21 protein-coding genes and 1 pseudogene are annotated in these 19566 nt (G+C 38.7%); 2 read left to right on the plus strand and 20 right to left on the minus strand.

The window, feature by feature from the left end; all coding sequences use genetic code 11:
• Positions 1-37: 37 nt before the first annotated feature.
• The 19 genes from B9T28_RS10535 to B9T28_RS10625 form a co-directional block, all read right to left on the minus strand.
• On the minus strand, positions 38-634 hold the full coding sequence (locus B9T28_RS10535) for a 6-pyruvoyl trahydropterin synthase family protein (RefSeq protein ID WP_086203930.1): 597 nt from the start codon (positions 632-634) through the stop codon (positions 38-40).
• 195 nt (positions 635-829) lie between these two features.
• Positions 830-1777, minus strand: coding sequence for a type II secretion system minor pseudopilin GspK (gene gspK / locus B9T28_RS10540; protein WP_086203931.1), 948 nt, complete (start codon positions 1775-1777; stop codon positions 830-832).
• Between the two features lie 8 nt (positions 1778-1785).
• Positions 1786-2547: a type II secretion system minor pseudopilin GspJ gene (gene gspJ / locus B9T28_RS10545; protein WP_086203932.1), complete on the minus strand. Its 762-nt coding sequence runs from the start codon at positions 2545-2547 to the stop codon at positions 1786-1788.
• Positions 2548-2560: 13 nt separating this feature from the next.
• Positions 2561-2947 carry a type II secretion system minor pseudopilin GspI gene (gene gspI, locus B9T28_RS10550; protein WP_086203933.1) on the minus strand — a complete coding sequence of 129 codons (387 nt, stop codon included), beginning with the start codon at positions 2945-2947 and terminating at the stop codon, positions 2561-2563.
• Positions 2937-3500: a type II secretion system protein gene (locus tag B9T28_RS10555; RefSeq protein ID WP_086203934.1), complete on the minus strand. Its 564-nt coding sequence runs from the start codon at positions 3498-3500 to the stop codon at positions 2937-2939. The genes gspI and B9T28_RS10555 overlap by 11 nt, the downstream gene beginning before the upstream one ends.
• Before the next feature lie 9 nt (positions 3501-3509).
• Complete coding sequence (locus B9T28_RS10560) at positions 3510-4133, minus strand: TetR/AcrR family transcriptional regulator (RefSeq protein ID WP_086203935.1); 624 nt, start codon at positions 4131-4133, stop codon at positions 3510-3512.
• 64 nt (positions 4134-4197) lie between these two features.
• Positions 4198-4971, minus strand: a complete 774-nt coding sequence (locus tag B9T28_RS10565; RefSeq protein WP_086203936.1) for a TatD family hydrolase — start codon at positions 4969-4971, stop codon at positions 4198-4200.
• A gap of 57 nt (positions 4972-5028) precedes the next feature.
• Positions 5029-5370 (minus strand): PilZ domain-containing protein, encoded by a 342-nt coding sequence (locus B9T28_RS10570; RefSeq protein ID WP_086203937.1) that lies wholly within the window; start codon positions 5368-5370, stop codon positions 5029-5031.
• Positions 5371-5391: 21 nt separating this feature from the next.
• Complete coding sequence (locus tag B9T28_RS10575; RefSeq protein WP_086203966.1) at positions 5392-6378, minus strand: DNA polymerase III delta subunit-related protein; 987 nt, start codon at positions 6376-6378, stop codon at positions 5392-5394.
• A 21-nt stretch (positions 6379-6399) separates the two neighbouring features.
• Positions 6400-7161: a 3-deoxy-manno-octulosonate cytidylyltransferase gene (gene kdsB, locus B9T28_RS10580; protein WP_086203938.1), complete on the minus strand. Its 762-nt coding sequence runs from the start codon at positions 7159-7161 to the stop codon at positions 6400-6402.
• Positions 7162-7170: 9 nt separating this feature from the next.
• Positions 7171-8181, minus strand: coding sequence for a tetraacyldisaccharide 4'-kinase (lpxK, locus tag B9T28_RS10585; RefSeq protein WP_086203939.1), 1011 nt, complete (start codon positions 8179-8181; stop codon positions 7171-7173).
• A gap of 6 nt (positions 8182-8187) precedes the next feature.
• Entirely contained in the window at positions 8188-9912 is a 1725-nt protein-coding gene (gene msbA, locus B9T28_RS10590; RefSeq protein ID WP_086203940.1) for a lipid A export permease/ATP-binding protein MsbA, read from the minus strand.
• Between the two features lie 3 nt (positions 9913-9915).
• Positions 9916-10338, minus strand: a complete 423-nt coding sequence (locus tag B9T28_RS10595; protein WP_086203941.1) for an ExbD/TolR family protein — start codon at positions 10336-10338, stop codon at positions 9916-9918.
• A 17-nt stretch (positions 10339-10355) separates the two neighbouring features.
• Positions 10356-10988, minus strand: a complete 633-nt coding sequence (locus B9T28_RS10600; protein ID WP_086203942.1) for a MotA/TolQ/ExbB proton channel family protein — start codon at positions 10986-10988, stop codon at positions 10356-10358.
• Between the two features lie 42 nt (positions 10989-11030).
• The gene (locus tag B9T28_RS10605; protein ID WP_086203943.1) at positions 11031-11918 is read right to left on the minus strand and encodes a ParB/RepB/Spo0J family partition protein; all 888 of its coding nucleotides are present in this window, start codon (positions 11916-11918) and stop codon (positions 11031-11033) included.
• On the minus strand, positions 11915-12697 hold the full coding sequence (locus B9T28_RS10610; protein WP_086203944.1) for a ParA family protein: 783 nt from the start codon (positions 12695-12697) through the stop codon (positions 11915-11917). The genes B9T28_RS10605 and B9T28_RS10610 overlap by 4 nt, the downstream gene beginning before the upstream one ends.
• A 25-nt stretch (positions 12698-12722) precedes the next feature.
• On the minus strand, positions 12723-13355 hold the full coding sequence (gene rsmG, locus B9T28_RS10615) for a 16S rRNA (guanine(527)-N(7))-methyltransferase RsmG (RefSeq protein ID WP_086203945.1): 633 nt from the start codon (positions 13353-13355) through the stop codon (positions 12723-12725).
• Positions 13356-13441: 86 nt separating this feature from the next.
• Positions 13442-14131 (minus strand): N-acetylmuramate alpha-1-phosphate uridylyltransferase MurU, encoded by a 690-nt coding sequence (murU, locus tag B9T28_RS10620; protein ID WP_086203946.1) that lies wholly within the window; start codon positions 14129-14131, stop codon positions 13442-13444.
• Complete coding sequence (locus tag B9T28_RS10625) at positions 14131-15144, minus strand: aminoglycoside phosphotransferase family protein (RefSeq protein WP_086203947.1); 1014 nt, start codon at positions 15142-15144, stop codon at positions 14131-14133. Before B9T28_RS10625 ends, murU begins: the two co-directional genes overlap by 1 nt.
• 119 nt (positions 15145-15263) lie before the next feature.
• On the opposite strand from B9T28_RS10625, the gene B9T28_RS10630 reads away from it, so the two are divergent.
• Together B9T28_RS10630 and B9T28_RS10635 are read left to right on the plus strand one after the other, a co-directional pair.
• A complete protein-coding gene (locus tag B9T28_RS10630) occupies positions 15264-17702 on the plus strand; it encodes an LPS-assembly protein LptD (protein WP_086203948.1) in 2439 nt (812 codons plus the stop codon).
• Positions 17702-19018 (plus strand): peptidylprolyl isomerase, encoded by a 1317-nt coding sequence (locus B9T28_RS10635; RefSeq protein ID WP_086203949.1) that lies wholly within the window; start codon positions 17702-17704, stop codon positions 19016-19018. Before B9T28_RS10630 ends, B9T28_RS10635 begins: the two co-directional genes overlap by 1 nt.
• Positions 19019-19379: 361 nt before the next feature.
• Here B9T28_RS10635 and B9T28_RS10640 read toward each other — a convergent pair.
• Positions 19380-19566, minus strand: a pseudogene (locus B9T28_RS10640) (RNA chaperone Hfq); the annotation flags it as partial.

Below are 19566 nucleotides of genomic sequence, written 5' to 3' on the forward strand. Positions count from 1 at the left end.
CATCCTAAAACCACAACTCCATACTCAGGGAACTCATTTAAACGTGTACTTGCAAATCTACTTCTGGATTTTGAAACTTCAATCCTTGTTTTAAATTTTCATACATTTGTGGATCAGTCCATTCTGCTTGTACTTGTTCTGAAAATACAATTTGATCTAGACCTAAAATCCCCATTTGAACATTTTCAATATCTTCTTGAAAGCTCTGTGCATAACCTGTATCGGTTTCATGCACGATTACAGAATAAACTTCTACATCGCCCTCACCATTTTGAGTGATGGTTGACTGTAGAACTTGCTGTGCCAAATAGAAAAAAATTCGAGAAAATTGCTCTGCAGACGGCGATACGGGTAAAGCCACCCAACGCGCACTAAATGTTTTACATGCTTGAATATATTCTGCACTGTCATTTTGCCAGAAACAAATCGCATGATCAAAGCTATCAAATAAATCTTTAATCACACCTTTGAGCAAGCCAAAGTCATATACCATTTGACCATGATCTAGTTTCGAAGCCTTTAACAGTAATTCTACTTTATAACTGTGACCATGAATCGAACGCTTACAACGATCAGATGTGCAGTTACGCACGATATGTGCATTTTCAAATTTAAATAACTTACGAATTAACATGCGCCAAAATTTCAACAAAACGTTAAGAAATTTGATTATAAAGCAAAACTGAAACCCTGAGCATTAATTTTACCGTTCTTGACAATAGGCAAAAGGTATTAGCAAACCCGATATATTAATTTAATCTCTATTTTTTAAGATACCACCTACCAAATCCCTACCTGCATATGCCGGTAGCACACTGTTCTTTCTACTTTAAAAAGGTGCTAAATTTCGAGCATAGACAAAAACATGCTTGTCTTTACGCATCATATAACTGGTAAATTGTCTTTTACGATTTGAAAATAACACCTCGATTTGAGCTTTAAAATAATTTGATTTCACATCAAAAACTTGTGGTGCTAGTGCTTTTGCTTCTGGATTGACTGAATCAAATGGTGGTATTACCATTAATTCATTCACATTGGAAAAATGCTCTAGCTTATTTTGTTTTGCTTGTATCGCAGAAGTTACGGTATTCACATCTATTTTTTCATCTAGACTTGCCAAAAGTAAGGGCTCAGCAGTATTCACATTTATTTTTGTACTAATCTCGGGTAAGGCTGAAATATAAGGCGCAATCAAATCAAATTTCGCGCCTTCAAAACCACGAACTTGTTTTAGTTCTTCAATTTGATGGAATTGAGTATTGGCAGCTAAATATGGACGAGGCAGTCCTTGATAATAATTACTTTCAGCACCCATCGCCCCCACAGTTAAATCATCGGGGTCCTGCCAATCAATGACGGCTTGGCTCAATTCAGCTGGCAACCCTACTCTCACTAAAAGCTTTTCAAAAAACTTCTTAGTCTCTGGATTTTCAGCGCCATCACTCTTTAACAAAGTATTTAAATTAAATTTTCCGGATTCATCTTTTAACGTGCCTGAAACGAAACCATCTTCAACAGGAAATGCTGGCATGGGTTGTGCCCATGTTTCTTGTAAGTAATCCACACTCGCACTACTGTCACTGTCTTGTACCAACAACTCTGCAAAAAAAGCTTCTGCACTTTTTGCATAATAAAGCGCTTGGTTTTGCCGCATTAAATAGGCAGTACTCTCAAAAGTACTCTGTTGCCGCTTTGCAATGGTTGCAGCAATAATCGTCGCTAAAGCAACCATGACCAATATGGTAATTAATGCAATCCCTTTCTGCGACTTCATTCGATGACTCAATGATCTAAACTACTGTTGAGTGAGCTATTATTCTGGAAACCATTATTGAGTGAATTATGGTTCTGTCCATCCTGATTGACATTACTATTTGGCGTACCGCCATTTGAATCACTGCCACTACCCGATTGGCTTTTCAGCAAATAGTTGGTATTTAATAGACTAAAAATCCATTCATATTCAATATCACGAATCATCACTTTGATCTTTAAACCACGGGGCAATAATTGCTGTGCTTGAATATCATTTGCATCGCTCACTGTTGCAGGCCAACGGTCTAATTCACCCGGATTTAAAACTACAATACTGTATTGATCGACATCTGTTAATAAAACACTGGATAAGGGTTGCGCTGAATTGGTTGTATTCAAATTTGCGTATTTCAAACGATAAAGCTTTTTTTCTTGTGCATTATATTGATATTCAATCCGTTCATACGGTGATAAACCTTGTTTTAAAGGATCTGTCACACCCGCCTTACTAAAACTTAAATTTTGACCAATCAAACGTAAAGCAGGCTGTATCTGTCCAGCCACATTTGCAGTGAGCGGTAGAATCTGTAACGTATCACGCTGAAACTGTTGAAATGCCTCTTGTAACTGTCCTAAATTTTCTTCGTGTGTCGCATTACGATCTTTTACCTTCAATAAATAGTCAAAAACCTTCCACCCCATTGCCGAAAGTACAGCAAAAATTGCAATCGCCACGAGCAGCTCAACTAAAGTAAAACCCGCTTTTGCTTTTATTTGGGAAATTTTCATGCTATTTGCTGCTTCACGATGGATTATTTTTTTGTGGATAGTTAAAAAAAATCAAATTCGTAATTCCTGACTCTACTTTACCTTGCTCAGTATTAAACAAGCTGATCTGCACATCAATACGTTGTACATTTGGGCTAATAGTGGCTTCGGCCTTCTTATCAATTTGCCAAGTTTCACCTTGTGAGGTTACTTGTTTAGATTGAGTGCCTTCCAATACTTCCTGATTAATTTCCATTTGTGCAATTTCATTCTGTGCAACAAATTGTTCTTTGGTCCGTAAAATAGCATTGGCGGTTGATTGTGTATATTGCATCGCCACATGCGTTAATGCCATAGCAGCGACTGCAAAAATTGCCAATGCTACAACCACTTCAATCAGCGTAAAACCTTTACTCTGCATCGGTGATCTTCCCCAAATAATCAATATTAATGGGTGAACCGACTGGGTTTTGATCATAATACATTTGAATAGAAACAGGTTTTACCTCACCATTTCCCAACCAAATCAATTGTGGGGCTTGGGCGCCGATTAAATCTGCATTATTGGCATTTTGATATTGATGATCTTGTGCTTGAACCATAAATGACACATGCTCAGGTAAAACTCTAGACTTAAACTCGGTTAAAGCTTGCCATTTATTTTGCTCAAGCACTTGAATACGACTATTTTGATCAATTGATCTGGGTTTATATTCTGTGAGTTGATAAGTAAAGGCTGTCACATCTGTAGCTGGATGAGTATCTAAAGCATAAATTCGCGCCTGATCATTGGCTTCACGATTAATCTTCTTTAAATCCAAGATCAGAAACTCGCGGGCTTGCATTGTCTTACGCTGATCAACACCACCAATATTAAGCACCACCAGCGAAGCCATAATACTAATGATTACAATCACCACCATCAACTCTATGAGGGTAAAACCTTGCTGCCGAGATGGTGATGGATGATTCATAGCATCTTCTTAATTGTATTCAGCAATTTGTTCCGTGACTAACGAATGTTTTGGCAATGCCAAAGCTTGATCAATCAACGCCACTCTTAGTGTATCTCGGCAACCCAAATAACGCTGATAGAAACTCGAATTTAGAATTGATGCAGCACCCTGAGTGATCGACCAAATAGAAGCCAGATAATCGCGTACACTCATGACACTTTCAATCGACTCTAAATAGCGCTCAGTCATACGAATAATAATACGTAGGCGTTGCTTTCTAACTTGGTAGAGTTCACTAAATAAATGATGAATTCCTTGACCTGTGGTAGAAAGACGCTCTTCAATTTGGTGAAATAAAACTGCACGCTCTGGATGATGTAAATGATGCAGCATAAAAAACGCCAAATGTTCAGGAAAGGCTTTTTCAGTATCTCGCACCATTTCAAGTAGCATGTTCTCATTACGAATAATCAGCAACATGTACAATTCATCTTTGCTTTGAAAATGTTTATAAAGTGTCCCTTTAGCTAGATCCAATTCGGCCGCCAAGGCATCAAGCGTCATGCCCGCTTCACCATTTTCTAACAGTAGTTGCTCTGCCACTTGAAAAATTAACGCTTCTCTTGCTCTAAACTGAGCCTGACGATCCATCTTCACTCGATAAACTCTCTTCTTGCTATTCTATCCGTAAAAAAATGACGCACTTCTATTCACATTACTTTTGTTTAAGGAGATTCTCAAAGTTTTGTGTGGTAATAAAAGCAATCTCCTCGAGTGTTTTATCATATACATCACTTAAGGCTTTGGCTACATAAGGAACGTATTTAGGTTCATTCGACTTGCCTCTATATGGCATGGGTGCCAAATACGGACTATCTGTTTCTATCAGCAAACGATCCAATGGTACCTGCTTGGCAACATCTCTTAAATCCTGAGCATTTTTAAACGATATAATCCCTGAAAAAGAAATGTAATAACCACAATCCAGCACTGCTTTCGCTGTTTCCCAGTCTTCAGTAAAACAATGCAAAATACCATGTGTCGATTTTTCAGCACGAATGATATCCACAGTGTCATGTTTTGCTGAACGAGTATGTACCACCACAGGTTTTTTAACCAATTGTGAGGCTTGAATATGTCGTGCAAAACAAGCTTTTTGCTCAGCAATAAATGCTGTACTATGAAAATAATCGAGTCCCGTTTCACCCAATGCCCATGCTTTTTCAGCTTGCGCGAGCTCAACTAGATAATCCACCGTGGCACGCTGCATAACATCAACATCTTCACATGGATGTACACCCACGCTATAGCCTACATCTGCATGTCGAGCCGCAATTTCTGACAATGCAATGTGATCATCTAGATCAACTGAAATTCCCATAAATTTAGACACACCACATTGACGAGCCTCAGCTAATGCTGCATCTAAACTGCCTGCATAGGGCTCTAAATTCAACATAGTTAAATGACAATGCGTATCAACAAACATTTTACCTACCAACAACGATCTGCTTAAATTTTATTTACTAAAGCGCTTACCAAAAAATCACATGGTAAAACTAGGCTTATCTGAAGATAAACTTCCTGCAAGCAACTTTTCAGCTTCCATTTTATAGTAAACACCTTTTTCACCACTCATTTGAATGGCAAAACCTTGGGGTTTTAAGCCGGCTTGCTTTTGTGTAATCCAAATCACTTTACCAGTTAAGGGAATTTTTTGTAATTGATCTGGCAAAGTTGCCAAAACAAAAATTTCCTCACCCATTTTGACCACTTGCTTTGAGGGAATAAACAAACCGCCACCTTGTACATAAGGCATATAGCTCGCCTGCAAAGTCACTCGATCACCAATATTAACTTGTAATAAACCGCCCATACGTGGCTGCATCATTATTCCCCTTTAATTATGTCACACTGATGAAACATGCATTAATTTTATAAACAGCTGATCAACAATTAGATTCGTTTGCACATTTTGATCAACCATTTGTTTTGATTGTTGTAAATATTCATAAATATCAAACAATGTTTGCACTTGATATTGCTCTGCCAACACTTTGAAGTCTAGATCTGAATTCTTAACTGCTTGGTTCAGCTTGACACAAATTAAATCTGACAACAAGTATTCAAACATTTGAATAAAATCTGTAAAAACCAGCAATTTATTCCATTTACTGGCCAATTGCATTGGCATATTTTTTTGTATCACTAGTTTTTGCCAATCTTGAACAAAATCAGCCCGCAGTTTGAGCCATGCACTTTGCGCCAATTCAAGCGCTTGCAAAGGCATCTGATTCGACAAACTCATCAACAACGCAATATTTGATGTTTCAACGTCAGATAAATGCGCTTTTAAATAAGCCTTACCTTGCTCCATAGAAATACGATCTAAAGCATAATGTTGCAAACGACTACGAATAGTTGCTGGCAGTTTTAAATAATGATCGGCCAAAAGAATAATCATAATTCTTTCACCAGGCTCTTCCAAGGTTTTGAGTAATGCATTTGCAGATGCCATGTTCAATGCTTCTGCAGGCTCAATGACAATTACACGCCAACCATCTACAGTTTGTTGTACAAAGGGCAATAAATCACGGATTTTCTCAATCTTGATTTTAGCATTTTGCTTTTTATTATCTTCATCGGTAGAAATATGCACATAATTCGGATGAGTGTCTGATTTTAACCACAAACAGCTACTACATTCGCCACATGCTGCTTCTGGTTTCTTATTCAGACATAAAATCCATGCTAAAAAATGTTGTGCAAATGCTTGTTTACCACAACCATGTTTACCATAAAATAATAAACCATGACCCAAATTAGGGAATCGCCCCGTTAAGGTTTCCCAAATTTGCTGTTGCCATGGATAAACTTGTGAATGTACTGCACCCATGCTGATTAAACCCACTGTGCTTTATTCAAAATTCTTAATATCCATCGCATTTAAACGATCTAAATCAGCTTGAGTATCTACCCCTGGTGGTAAATTCACTGCCGCAATATTAATAGCAATACGATGTCCATTTTCCAGTACACGTAATTGCTCCAAACTTTCCAATTGCTCTAACTGCCCGATATCCCAAGTCACATAATCCTGCAATAAATTTACACGGTAAGCATATAGACCCAAATGACGAAACGCCTGCTGATGTAAGCTTGCAACACCTTGCTGAGCGCCATCACGGTCATAAGGAATCGGTGAGCGACTGAAATACAATGCTTCATTAAATTTAGACATTACTACTTTTACAATACTATCGCGTTGAAACTCATCCAAATGATGAATCGGCTCACATAACGTTGACATTGAACAATGTGGCTTTTCAATCAATAAATTTGCAACCTGTTGTACCAATTGCGCTGGAAGTAAAGGCTCATCTCCTTGGACATTCACAATGATGTCTTGCGCATCCCAACCTTTAATGCGAGCAACCTCACTTAAACGATCTGTCCCTGATGGATGATTCGGGTCTGTAATCACCACATCAATGCCCTCAGCACGACAAACTTCAGCAATACGCAAATCATCAGTGGCCACACACAGATCATCAAAACCTTGCACTTTTTTAGCTTGATCTACCACACGCAAAATCATGGGACGCCCATGAATTTCTAATAATGGCTTCCCAGGTAAACGTGAACTTGCAAAACGAGCAGGAATAACAATGTGTTTCATTTTAAAGCCTTAAGCAATCTGAATGCCGAGTTGTGACAATTGACGATTTAATAATGCATAGCACTGATTTGATAATACAGCTTCAACTGGAATGACCCAAATTTCACGATTAAAAGTTGGATGCTGCCTTAATAAGGGCAAAAGCTTTACCGCATCTTTTTCAGTGGTAATAATCGGATTACTATCTTCAAACTGAATATCATCAATTTCATAATCATGATGGTCAGGGAATTCATGACATTGAAACTGCTCCACTCCCAAACTTTCTAAAGTCTGATAAAAGCGCTGTGGAAAGCCAATTCCCACTACAGCATAATAATCTAAGCATGGATCAAAAAGCTCTGCTTGATCATAAAGTGGATTAAGCAAATATGGTATAGCCACTTCAAGATGCATATTCAACTCAGATGTTGGATGGGCGCCATGTTCAATCACCGTACTGTCTTTTAGACGTGATACAGGTTCCCGCAAATAACCTTCGGGTAAGAGTTTTTGGTTACCTAGACCTCGATTTTGATCAAGAACAATCCATTCCAACTGACGTTCTAAAGCCCAATGTTGCAAACCATCATCACTAATAATTAAGTCCAAAGCCGCGTGTTGTAATAACAACTCAATGCTGGCTTGACGATTAGCCCCCACGGCCATCAACACACCTGTAGACTGCACAATTAAACAAGGCTCATCACCAACAATTTCAGGCATAGCGTCTACAGTCACTAAGGCAGGAAATGGGCCTTGCCCACCATAACCTCGGCTAATAACTCCGACTTTAATTTGATTTTGTTGGAGATATTTTACCAACTGAATCAACAACGGTGTTTTACCACTACCACCCACCGTAATATTACCAATAACCATAACGGGTACTGGTGCATGATAAGCAGTTTTGAATTTGCTTTTATAACATTGTTTATTCAGTAAAAAACCAAACCGATATATCCATGACAAAGGGCGCAAAACAATCAACCACTTTGCTTGCGTATTCCAAGCATTTTGAATGATTTGCGCAATAGACATACCTGCTTATTCCTCAAAGTTTCTTTGATGTAATTGATAATACGCACCATGTTGAGCCAACAACTCAGCATGACTACCTTGCTCAATAATACGCCCTTTATCCATTACGACAATAAGATCTGCATTTTCAATGGTTGATAATCGATGTGCAATCACTATGGTAGTTCGATCTTGCATCGCTTCATCAAATGCTTTTTGAATAAAATATTCAGATTCATTATCGAGCGCACTGGTTGCTTCATCTAAAATGAGAATTGGCGCATTTTTTAAAATTGCCCGCGCAATCGCAATCCGTTGTCGCTGACCACCTGAAAGTGAAAGACCTTGTGCACCAATTGGCGTGTCATAACCTTTTGGTAAGTCCATAATAAAATCATGCGCATAAGCAGCTTTTGCTGCGGCAATAACCTCATCATCCGTAGCATTTTCCAATTGACCATAAGCAATATTGGCACGCACTGTACGATCAAACAAAATGACTTGCTGATTCACCATCGCAACTTGTGAGCGTAAGCAGCCCAACTCAATATCACGAATAGCAATATCATCTAAATAAATCTGACCTTTACTGATTTCTTGAAAGCGCACCAACAGATTTACCAGTGAAGTCTTACCAGCACCCGAACGCCCAACCAAAGCAACTGTTTGCCCCGCTTGAATATTGAGTGAAAAGTCTTGAATGGCATGCACTGTTTTTTTATAGGTCAACTCAACATGATCAAACTGAATTGCGCCACGTAACTTCGGCTTTAATGTTCCCGTATTGGCTTCTTCAGGCAGATCCAATAATTCAAATACTGAATAAGCAGCAGCCATACCACGTTGTAGCTTCTCATTCACATCCGTTAAGCTTTTTATCGGTTTTGCCAACAAACCCGCCGCAGTAATATAAGCAACAAACTCACCTGACGAGGTATCACCTAAAATTTGTGGTCGTAATGCCAGCCATACGATGACACTCATCGCAATAGCCATAACCAATTGCACCAAGGGGCTATTCAGGTTTTGTACCACCACCATTTTCAAGCCACGTTTTAAGTTTTCTTCAGAAGATTTATAAAAACGCTTTTGTTCATTTTCTTCACCAACAAAACTTTTAACTACCGCCTGCCCATTGACACTTTCTTGTACCACATGATTTACATCACCCATGGTATTTTGAACTTGAATAGAAAGCTTACGCATGCGTTTTGACGCCTTACGCACAAGGAAAGCTATCAGTGGCATAAAAATAAAAATACATAATGTTAAGCGCCAATTGCTATACAACAAATAGCCAAACAAACCCAAGGTAATCAAACCATCTTTGACTACAACTTTTAATGATTCCGATGATGCTGCTGTAACTTGCTCAACGTTATACATAATTTTCGCAGTAATATGCCCAGATGAATTATCCAGATAATACTGCGAAGGTAAGCGAAGTAATTTTGCATACACCTCTTGGCGAATACTAAACACTAAACTTCTAGAAATAACAGCAGTAAAGTACCCCCCCATGAACAAGCCAAGCCCACGGAAGAATATTAACAACACAATGAGCGCTGGGAACCAATCTAAATCTGCACGATTTCCAGATTGAATCGCATCAATGATAAATTTCAGTAACTTAGCAACCGAAACCTCTGTTGCAGCATTAATCCCGAAACCAAGAAGAACAAATAAGGCAATACCCCAATATGGCTTTAAATATGAAACGAGGCGTAAATAGACCTTAAAATCTTGGTTCACGAATTAATAACCTCTAGATGGAACTTTAGTACTGATATTGATATTTACGAAACCGAGTTGACCTGCGGCATCCATAACACGAATGACATCTTGATGTGTTGCCTGTGCATCAGCTGCGATCACAAACATTAAATCACGACGATCATTTGCAGCTTGCTTAATTGCCGTGCTTAGATCAGCCGTTTCTTTACTTGAAAGCGCCTGTCCATTCACCGCATAATGCCCTGAAGAGTCTACCATGACTTCAATTTTTTGATCGTACTGTTTTGGTGGAACACCTTGTGCGTCAGGCAAAGATAAATTAATGCGGCTCTGCTGAGTGAATGTTGTCGTGAGTAGCAATATCACCAATATAAATAATAAACAATCAATTAAAGGCGTTAAATTGATATGAATATCCTCAACACTCTGTCTCTTAAATTTCATTAAAGCATTCCCAACAGTTAACCCGCTTTCTTCTGATTGGCTTGATCATGCTTTTGATAAAATAAAGCTGCATGAAATAAAGTCGACTGTTGTTCTAACTCAGCGATATAAACTTGCACGACCCGCTGAAAATAGCGATAAGCGAATAATGCAGGAATCGCAATCACCATACCGACTGCCGTAGTAATTAATGCTTTTGAAATCCCTGGGATCATCATTGCCGGATTACTATTTGAACCCAAATCCAGCACTAAGAATGACTCAATAATACCCACCACCGTTCCCAACAATCCTAACAACGGGGCAACTGCACTCAAAGTCCCAAGAAAGTTAATATATTTTTCTAAGTAACCAATTTCACGTGAAGCGGTTGCTTCCATTTGAGCACGAGCATATTCTTCACCATGTGGAAACGCATCCACACCATCTTGAAAAATATAACCCAGCGTCGATTGCTGTGCTTCTTTATCTTTTTCCAATACATCTAAAACTGAGTCTAGACTACGCCCTTTTTTCATTAACAAGTTTTTAGGTAGAACTAAAGAACTCTTCAATCGAATGAGTCGCTCGACAGAAATCGCTACGGTAAATATTGAACACAGCACCAAAGGTAGCATCAACCACCCACCTGCCTTAACCAATTCCCACATCTTTAGTTCCCCAAAATTTCAAACCTGTAATGTAATATTTTTTTATTCAGATAAACAGATATTTAAAATACCATCCAATTCATCTAAAGAGTGGTAATGGATAACCAATTTACCCTTCCCTTGTTTATTGTGATCAATCTTAACGTCTGCACTAAAGCGCTCTGATAGTTTTTTAGTCAGTTGCTCCATATCCGCAGAAGACACCTCTTTCGCTTTCTCTTGTTTCGGCGTACTTAAGTCACGAACCAACTGCTCAGTCTGACGAACAGATAAGCTTTTCTCAATCACAATTTTAGCAATATGCAATTGATCTTTGGCCTTTAAGGTTAAAATTGCACGAGCATGCCCCATATCAATTTGACCTTGTTGCATCAAATCTTTGATTTCATCCGCTAAGCTCAACAAGCGTAGCAAGTTACTTACCGTCGTTCGTGCCTTGCCTACAGTATCTGCAATTTCTTGATGACTTAAACCAAACTCTTCATGGAAACGCTGCAAAGCTAAAGCCTGATCAATTGGATTTAAATCTTGGCGCTGAATATTTTCAATTAGCGCTAAAGCAATTGCGACTTGATCAGTTAAATCACGCACAATTGCAGGAACTGTAGCTAATCCTGCAATTTTTGCTGCACGCCAACGACGTTCACCAGCAATAATTTCATAAGGTGTGTGTTCATCATCAATCGGACGAATCACAATAGGCTGCATCACGCCATGCTTTTTAATGGATGCGGCCAATTCTTGTAAGTCTTGCTCATCAATAAAACGACGCGGTTGATACGCGCCACGTTTTAATTGCTCAACATCAATCTGTTTCAGCTGACCGTGATCTAATGCTTGAACTTCGAGTTGTAATTTTTCTTTTTGAATCGAACCCAGCAATGCATCCAAACCACGACCTTTTGCCAATCCACGTTTTTTAGTGGTCATGCTTTACTTTCCTTTTTTACTTTACTTTTTTTTAACATTTCTGCTGCTAAGTTTAAGTATGCAATTGCACCCTTAGAGCTTTTTTCAAAATAAATAATCGGCAATCCATGTGCAGGTGCTTCAGCCAAACGTACATTTCGAGGAATAACAGTATCGTAAAGTTTCTTACCAAAATACTGCTCCAACTCTTCCGATACATCACGTGTCAATGCGTTACGCGCATCATACATCGTCCGCAATACACCAATAATTTCCAAGTCTGGATTTAATGCTTGCTGAATTTTATCAATGGTTTGAGTTAAGTCTGCCAAACCTTCCAAAGCATAATATTCACACTGCATCGGAATCATTACACTGTGTACCGCAGATAAAGCGTTGACCGTAATTAAACTTAAGCTTGGTGCACAGTCGACAATGACATAATCAAAGTTATGTTCAATTTGTTGCAATGCATTGCGCAGAATAAATTCACGACCTTCTTGGTCTGCAATTGCCAATTCAACACCCGCCAAATCACGATTTGAACCTAAAACTTTATAGCCGACTTCTGCTTTCGTAATGGCTGTTTCAATCGGCACTTCACCCAATAAAACATCAGTGACCGAATACAATAAGTCATTTTTTTGAATCCCCGACCCCATGGTGGCATTGCCTTGGGAATCCATATCCACCAATAACACACGTTTCTTTAAGACAGCCATAGAGGCAGCCAAATTTACTGCTGTTGTGGTTTTACCTACGCCACCTTTCTGGTTAGCGATTGCTATAATTTGAGCCATGGTAAATCCAATCCTTAGTCTGTTTCTAAATCTGTTTTAATAAAAGTAAATGACGTTGTTCATCTAAGCGCGGCACACGCAACTCAATCACATCACAACTAAAGCGGTCTTTCACTGCAGCGACTTCGTCACTTGGGATTAAACCTCTCATTGAAGCAATGATACTGGTCGCATGCATATAAGGTTTCGAAGCATCAACAAAATCAGTCAATGACGCAAAAGCACGACTGGTAATCACATCAAACTGACCCAGCTCTTGAATCATGTCTTCATTTTCAACTCGAGTCTGCACAGCAATGACATTTTTTAATTTTAAATCTGCAATAAACTGTTTGAGAAAACGAATTTTTTTACCATTGGAGTCAAGCAACACACATTCACGTTCAGGCTGACACAAAGCAATGATCATGCCTGGCATACCACCACCTGTACCAATATCAAGCAGACGCCCAACTGGTAAGTCTTTTAAAATACTCAAGCTATCCAACAAATGCTTCACCAGCATTTCTTTCGGATCACGAATAGCGGTTAAATTATAAGCTTTGTTCCACAGCACTAAAGTATCTTGATATTTGAGTAATAAATTCAGTGCTTCATCACTCAGCTCTAAACCAAGTTGTTGGCTACCCTGCTTTAACTCTTGAAAAAATGGATGCATAGCGAAATAACATCTCAATAAAATTAAATGGAAGTATACCGATTTCTAGACCGTGGAACACTAGTTAACGATTAGTGATTATGCATTTAATCGTATATCCCCTGACGAATCTGCAAATCTAAGCTACTTAACCGTTCAGGTGTACCCACATCCACCCATGCAGTCTGCATTTTAGTAGCAGATACTTTTTCCTCAGCCATTGCTAATTTCAGCAAAGGCGCCAATGGTCGCTTGCCACCTTCCAAACCAGCAAACATTTTAGGATCAATCACAGCCAAACCACTGTAGGTTAAATTTTCACCCTGTCGATTTTGCTCAAAAGTATAAGCACGACTATCTACAAGGGTAAAATCGCCCTTAGGATGCTGCTCAGGATTGGTCACTAAAACCAAATGTACCAAGTCATCTTTGAGCTGAACATCCAACAACTCCGCAAAGTCAAATGTTGTCCAAACATCACCATTCACAAGAATAAAAGGCTCATCACCCAATAAAGGCAACGCATTGATAATTCCACCCGCAGTTTCCAGACCTTCATCTTCACGTGTCCACCGAATATTCACGCCAAATTGAGTTCCATCTCCGAGCGTGCCAATCAATATATCGGCCAACCATGCAGAGTTAATGATAATATCAGTCACACCAATTTTTTTTAATTTTTCGATATGCCAAACAATCAATGCTTTGCCACCGACTTCAAGCAATGGCTTAGGCTTATATAAGGTGAGTGGACGCATACGATTACCCAAACCCGCTGCTAAAATCATAGCCTTCATTATGCAAGCACCTCATACGTGCCATATTTTTCTTCAAATTTTGGCATAACTCGTTGTTGCACAAATTGCATAAACGGCTTTAATTCCGCATAAGGTTTACTCTCTTCAAGCAAATACCACATCACACGTGGCAGATCCTTCAAATAGCCTGACTTACCATCACGCTCAAATAAACGTACAAAAATGCCTAAAATTTTAATATGACGCTGAATCGCCATCAAATCTGCATCACGTTTAAATTGTTCAAAATCACGCTCTTGTTGCGCAGATGCTGGCAATAAGTCATAAAATGTTTTAAACCATTGATAAACACGATCTGCATTCCACTGTACATAAGCATCTCGCGTTATCGAGATCAAATCATAGGTATCCGCACCAATGACTGCATCTTGAAAATCAATCACGCCTTGTTCTGTCTCATTTTCTAAGATCATTAAGTTACGGCTATGAAAATCACGATGCACAATCACTTGTGGTTGTGCCAAAGCAGCATTGGCCAAAATTGCAAATGTACGCTTAATTAATGCTTGCTCTTCTTTTGTTGGTTCAATCTTTAAGGATGGTAAAAGCCAAGCGGTTAATAGCTCCATTTCTGTTATCAGCTTTTCATAAGAATAGTCAGGGAAATGCCCCACACCATCAATCGATTGCAATTGAATCAACTGTTGGAAACTTTGCGCATAATGACTATCTACAGTTTGATCATTTAACTGTGTAGATAACAATATATCGCCAAAATCTTCTAATAATAAAAAACCTTGCACTAAATCCTTAGCAATTATATGGGGTACCCGCACCCCATTTTGATCAAAGAACTCATCAATCGCCACAAAAGGACCACATTCTTCCACTAAAGGGGGTGCATCCATGAGCATAAATGTTTTATTATTCAGAGTAATTCGTGCATAACGACGGAAACTCGCATCGCCAGCTAAAAAGTGAATTTGAAATTGATCTGATTTGAGTACAGATGTAAGCCAAGTTTGTATGGTTTGTTCACGTTGTGTATTCATTTGCAATTAAATCTAATTCAGGCTGCATTTTGAACCACCAAGTGTAGCTACTTATCAACTTTTTCTCTATGATGCGATAATAATTAATTGCGATTTGCATACTTGGTTAATGAGACAAAATGAAGCATCAGTTTAAATTTAATCCTTTAGCGACTGCTATTTTGACCCTTCTTTGCGGAAGTTCTGTATCAAGCTATGCTGAATCTACAAAAACAGTTTCTAATGTTAATAATCAGCAGTTAAAAGCAACGATAAAAGAAAGCTTTCCCGGTCAAAATTTCTTTGAGCAATATTATGTAGACAAACATTCTGCGCCAGCTCAAGTGCGCGATGTTCAATCTGCAAGCAATCGCTTTTGTGAAGGCGTCTGGGTGACACCCTTTAATGCCGAGACCAAAGCAGCCTCAGCTCAAGATGGCACTTCAGTCATTACTGCTGATCATGGCTATTTCAACCCTAATGGCGATTCAGTTTTATCTGGTGATGTTGTGATTGACCAAGATGGTCGCATGATTCGTGCAGATGAGATCACCATTGATAAAACCCAAACCTTCGCTAATGCCAATGGCAATGTACAAATGGCACAAGGCGGTTTAATCGCACAAAGTGACCGCATCAATTACAATCTAAAAAATGAAACTGGTGATTTAAGCAATAGTTTTTATATTTCTGAAGCAACCCATGCACATGGCCATGCTGCTAAAATTTCAAGAACTTCACCTACTGTCGTTGTCCTTGATGATGCAAGTTATACCACTTGCCCACCGGATGAAACACCGACTTGGAAAATTCAAGCCAAAAAGATTGAGATTAATCAAGATACTGGTCGCGGCGTAACACGGGGTACCAAGCTTTACATTAAAGATACTCCCGTAATTGCTGTACCCTACTTTAACTTTCCAATTGACGACCGACGTGCAACTGGTATTTTAAATCCAAGCTTTGGATTTTCGAATGACGGTGGTTTTGAACTAGCAATTCCTGTCTATTTAAACTTAGCACCAAACTATGATGCAACGCTTACGCCACGCATTATTACTGACCGCGGTCTGATGGCTCAAGGTGAGTTTCGCTATCTTACTCAAAATTTTGGTAAAGGCAGTATCTGGGGAAGTGACTTACCCTCGGACAATAGATACAACAATAAAGATCGCAAAGACTTACACGTTTTACATGATTGGCAAATCGACAAACAATGGTCTACAAATCTTGAATACAATTATGTTTCCGATAAAGACTTTTTTGCAGATCTAGATAGCAATCCTAACACCCGAACTGAACTTAACCAGCGTCGTGCTTGGGCGTTTAATTATGGACATGGTATTCCTGGTTTAAGTGCTCAATTTAAAGTGGAAGACTTCCAAACTTTAGATAAAACCATTCCAGATATCGACAAACCTTATGCACGTTTACCCCAATTACTGGTGAATTACGTGGGTGGCAATCCACAAGGCTTTGAGTATGAATTTAACAATGATAGCACTTATTTTAAAAAATCTATCAATGACTCAACGGTAGACAACCAACCTAGTGGTACACGTTTATACAATCAATTCGCAACCCGATATAACTTCCGCAATCCTTGGGGTTATGCAATTCCAGAAATGTCTGTTCGTAGCTTAAATACATTCTACGACCAAGAAACGATTGCAAATAGTAATTCAAGTTCTGACACCAAAAATAAATCTGTTGTCGTCCCTCAATTTACTTTAGATACAGGTCTTACTTTTGAAAAAGAAGGTAAATACCTACAAACACTTTCGCCTCGCGCTTTCTATGCCTATGCGCCGTATAAAAATCAAAATGACTATCCAAACTTTGATTCCACGACTGCATCAATTAGCTATGACCAGCTATTTAACCCTTACCGCTTCTATGGACATGATCGTCTAGATGACAACAATTTTGCATCTTTAGGATTAAGTTATAGCTTGTTTGATCCAGTAGGCTTAGAACGTTTACGTGCTAGTATCGGCCAAAGTTATTATTTTGACGATCGTAGAGTTACACTTAATAGAAGTGATGCGATTGATACTGAAAAAAGAACAGGCCCAGTATTAAGCCTTTCAAGTCAGTTATCTCAAAATTTCACCATCAGCACCAACTCAGCTTGGATGTCTAATGGTGAGAATGCTCAACGAGATTTCCAAGTTTATTATACTGGTGCAAAAGGCAACCTATATAATCTTGGATATTTCCACAGAAATTTCTTACCTGACCGTCAAGATGCTTATGATCAAGCAGTTGCATCATTTATACAGCCGGTAAAAGACAATTGGCGTATTATGGGCCACGTTCAATACGATATAGAGAATCATGTTGCTCGTGAATATCTATTGGGTGTGAACTATGAATCTTGTTGTTGGGGTGTTTCGGTCTATGGTCGTTCATATTTTAACGATCTAGACAATGTTAACGATCCTAATGTAAAACCTAAACGTGCAGTAATGGCCGAATTCACATTAAAAGGATTAGGTGGATTAAACAATAAACTTAGCTCATTACTCGAAAACCGTATTTTAGGATTCGATAAAGTTAATCAATCTTGGACACATTAATGAAGACGCAAAATTTTAAAAACCTCTTTAAAGCAACAGCACTCACCCTACTCATTTCTTCATCAATGCTTGCAATTGCAGCACCAAGCGATCAGGTCATTGCAGTCGTTGGAAACAGTGCTATTTTAAAAAGTGATTTAGATCAAGGCGTCGCAGAAGCTACACATCAACTGCAAGCTCAAAAAAAAGCTATTCCACCTCAACAATTTTTAGAAAAACAAATTTTAAACCAACTTATTTTACAAAATGCTCAGCTTGAACAAGTAAAGCGTTATGGTTTAAAAAATGATGAAAAAACCTTAAATGAGGCTGTACTAAAAGTTGCAAGTCAATCAGGTACGAAAAGCTTAGAAGCTTTTCAACAAAAGCTTGATGCTGTAGCACCTGGCACCTATGAAATTTTACGTAATCGCATTTCAGATGATTTATTAATTCAACGCTTACGCCAACAACAAGTTATGTCGCGTATCAAAATCACTGACCAAGATGTTGAAAATTTTCTAAAATCACCTGAAGGCCAAGCCGCAGTAGGCAGCCAAGTACATGTTGTACATATGCGAATTTCAGGTACGGGTTCAGCCGATGAACTCAATGCTGTTGCACAAAAAATTAGAAATGAACTAAACAACTCCACTGATGTCAAAACCATTGAAAAGAAATATTCTACAGATACGGTAAAAGTAGATGGCGCCGATATGGGATTCCGTCCATTGTCTGAAATTCCAGCGGAACTTTCTGCGCGGGTGAGCATTTTAAGATCGGGGCAAACGACTGATCTCATTCAAGCAAAAGATGGTATTCACATTTTAAAATTAATTGATCGCAAAAGTAATGACCAACGTGCTTTAGTCCCTCAATACCATACTCGTCACATTTTAATTAAAACTTCAGAAGTTGTTAGCCCTGAAAATGCGAAACAAATGATTGATAGTATTTACAATCGAATTAAAGCAGGTGAAAGTTTTGCAACACTGGCTGCAACTTACTCAAATGACCCTGGATCCGCTCGTGATAGTGGTAGTCTAGGTTGGGTGAACCCAGGTATGATGGTGCCTGAGTTCGATAAAATCATGCAAAGTGCGACAGTTAATCAAGTGTCTGCACCCTTCGAAACTCAGTTCGGCTGGCATATTCTGGAAGTAACCGAGACTCGTAAACAAGATATGACCAGTGAATATCAAAAACGTATGGCTCGTCAAATTTTAGGCGAACGTCAGTTTGATTCAGAACTAGATAGCTGGTTAAGAGAATTGCGTGCAAGCACATATGTTGAAATAAAAGACCCAAGCCTTGATAACAAAGTAAAACCACAGTAATACTAAAATTTGAGAATGAACATCTTCTCAAATCAGGGCTTGATTTTATAAAAACCAAACCGAGTTATTGCATAACTCGGTTTGGTTTTTATAACTTTATTTTCTATTCACAATAAACAAACTAAAGAGATACTAATTACAAGACCTTGCAGCAACTAATGGATATCATTAGGCAGCCATAAATAACTCCTGTTAAAATAATCTATAGAGTCTCAAAACTTTAGCCTCACCAAATCATTAATATTAATGATAAATTTCTAAAATCTATTCAACAGCATATTTCATATTTTACTTATCATATACTTCATTGGTAAAACACATAAAAAAAGACGCTTTAAAGCGTCTTTTTTTCAATCATCAATTAACGATTATTTTCGTCTTCTTGACCATCTTCAAATTTTGTTTCGCCTTCGAAACCAGTATTTGATTGACCACCGAAGCCGCCTTGACCACCGAAGCCACCTTGACCACCGAAGCCACCGCCTTGACCACCGAAGCCACCTTGACTACCGAAACCACCTTGACCACCGAAGCCACCTTGACTACCG

Source organism: Acinetobacter silvestris, from assembly GCF_002135235.1.
GTDB classification, from domain to species: Bacteria; Pseudomonadota; Gammaproteobacteria; order Pseudomonadales; family Moraxellaceae; genus Acinetobacter; species Acinetobacter silvestris.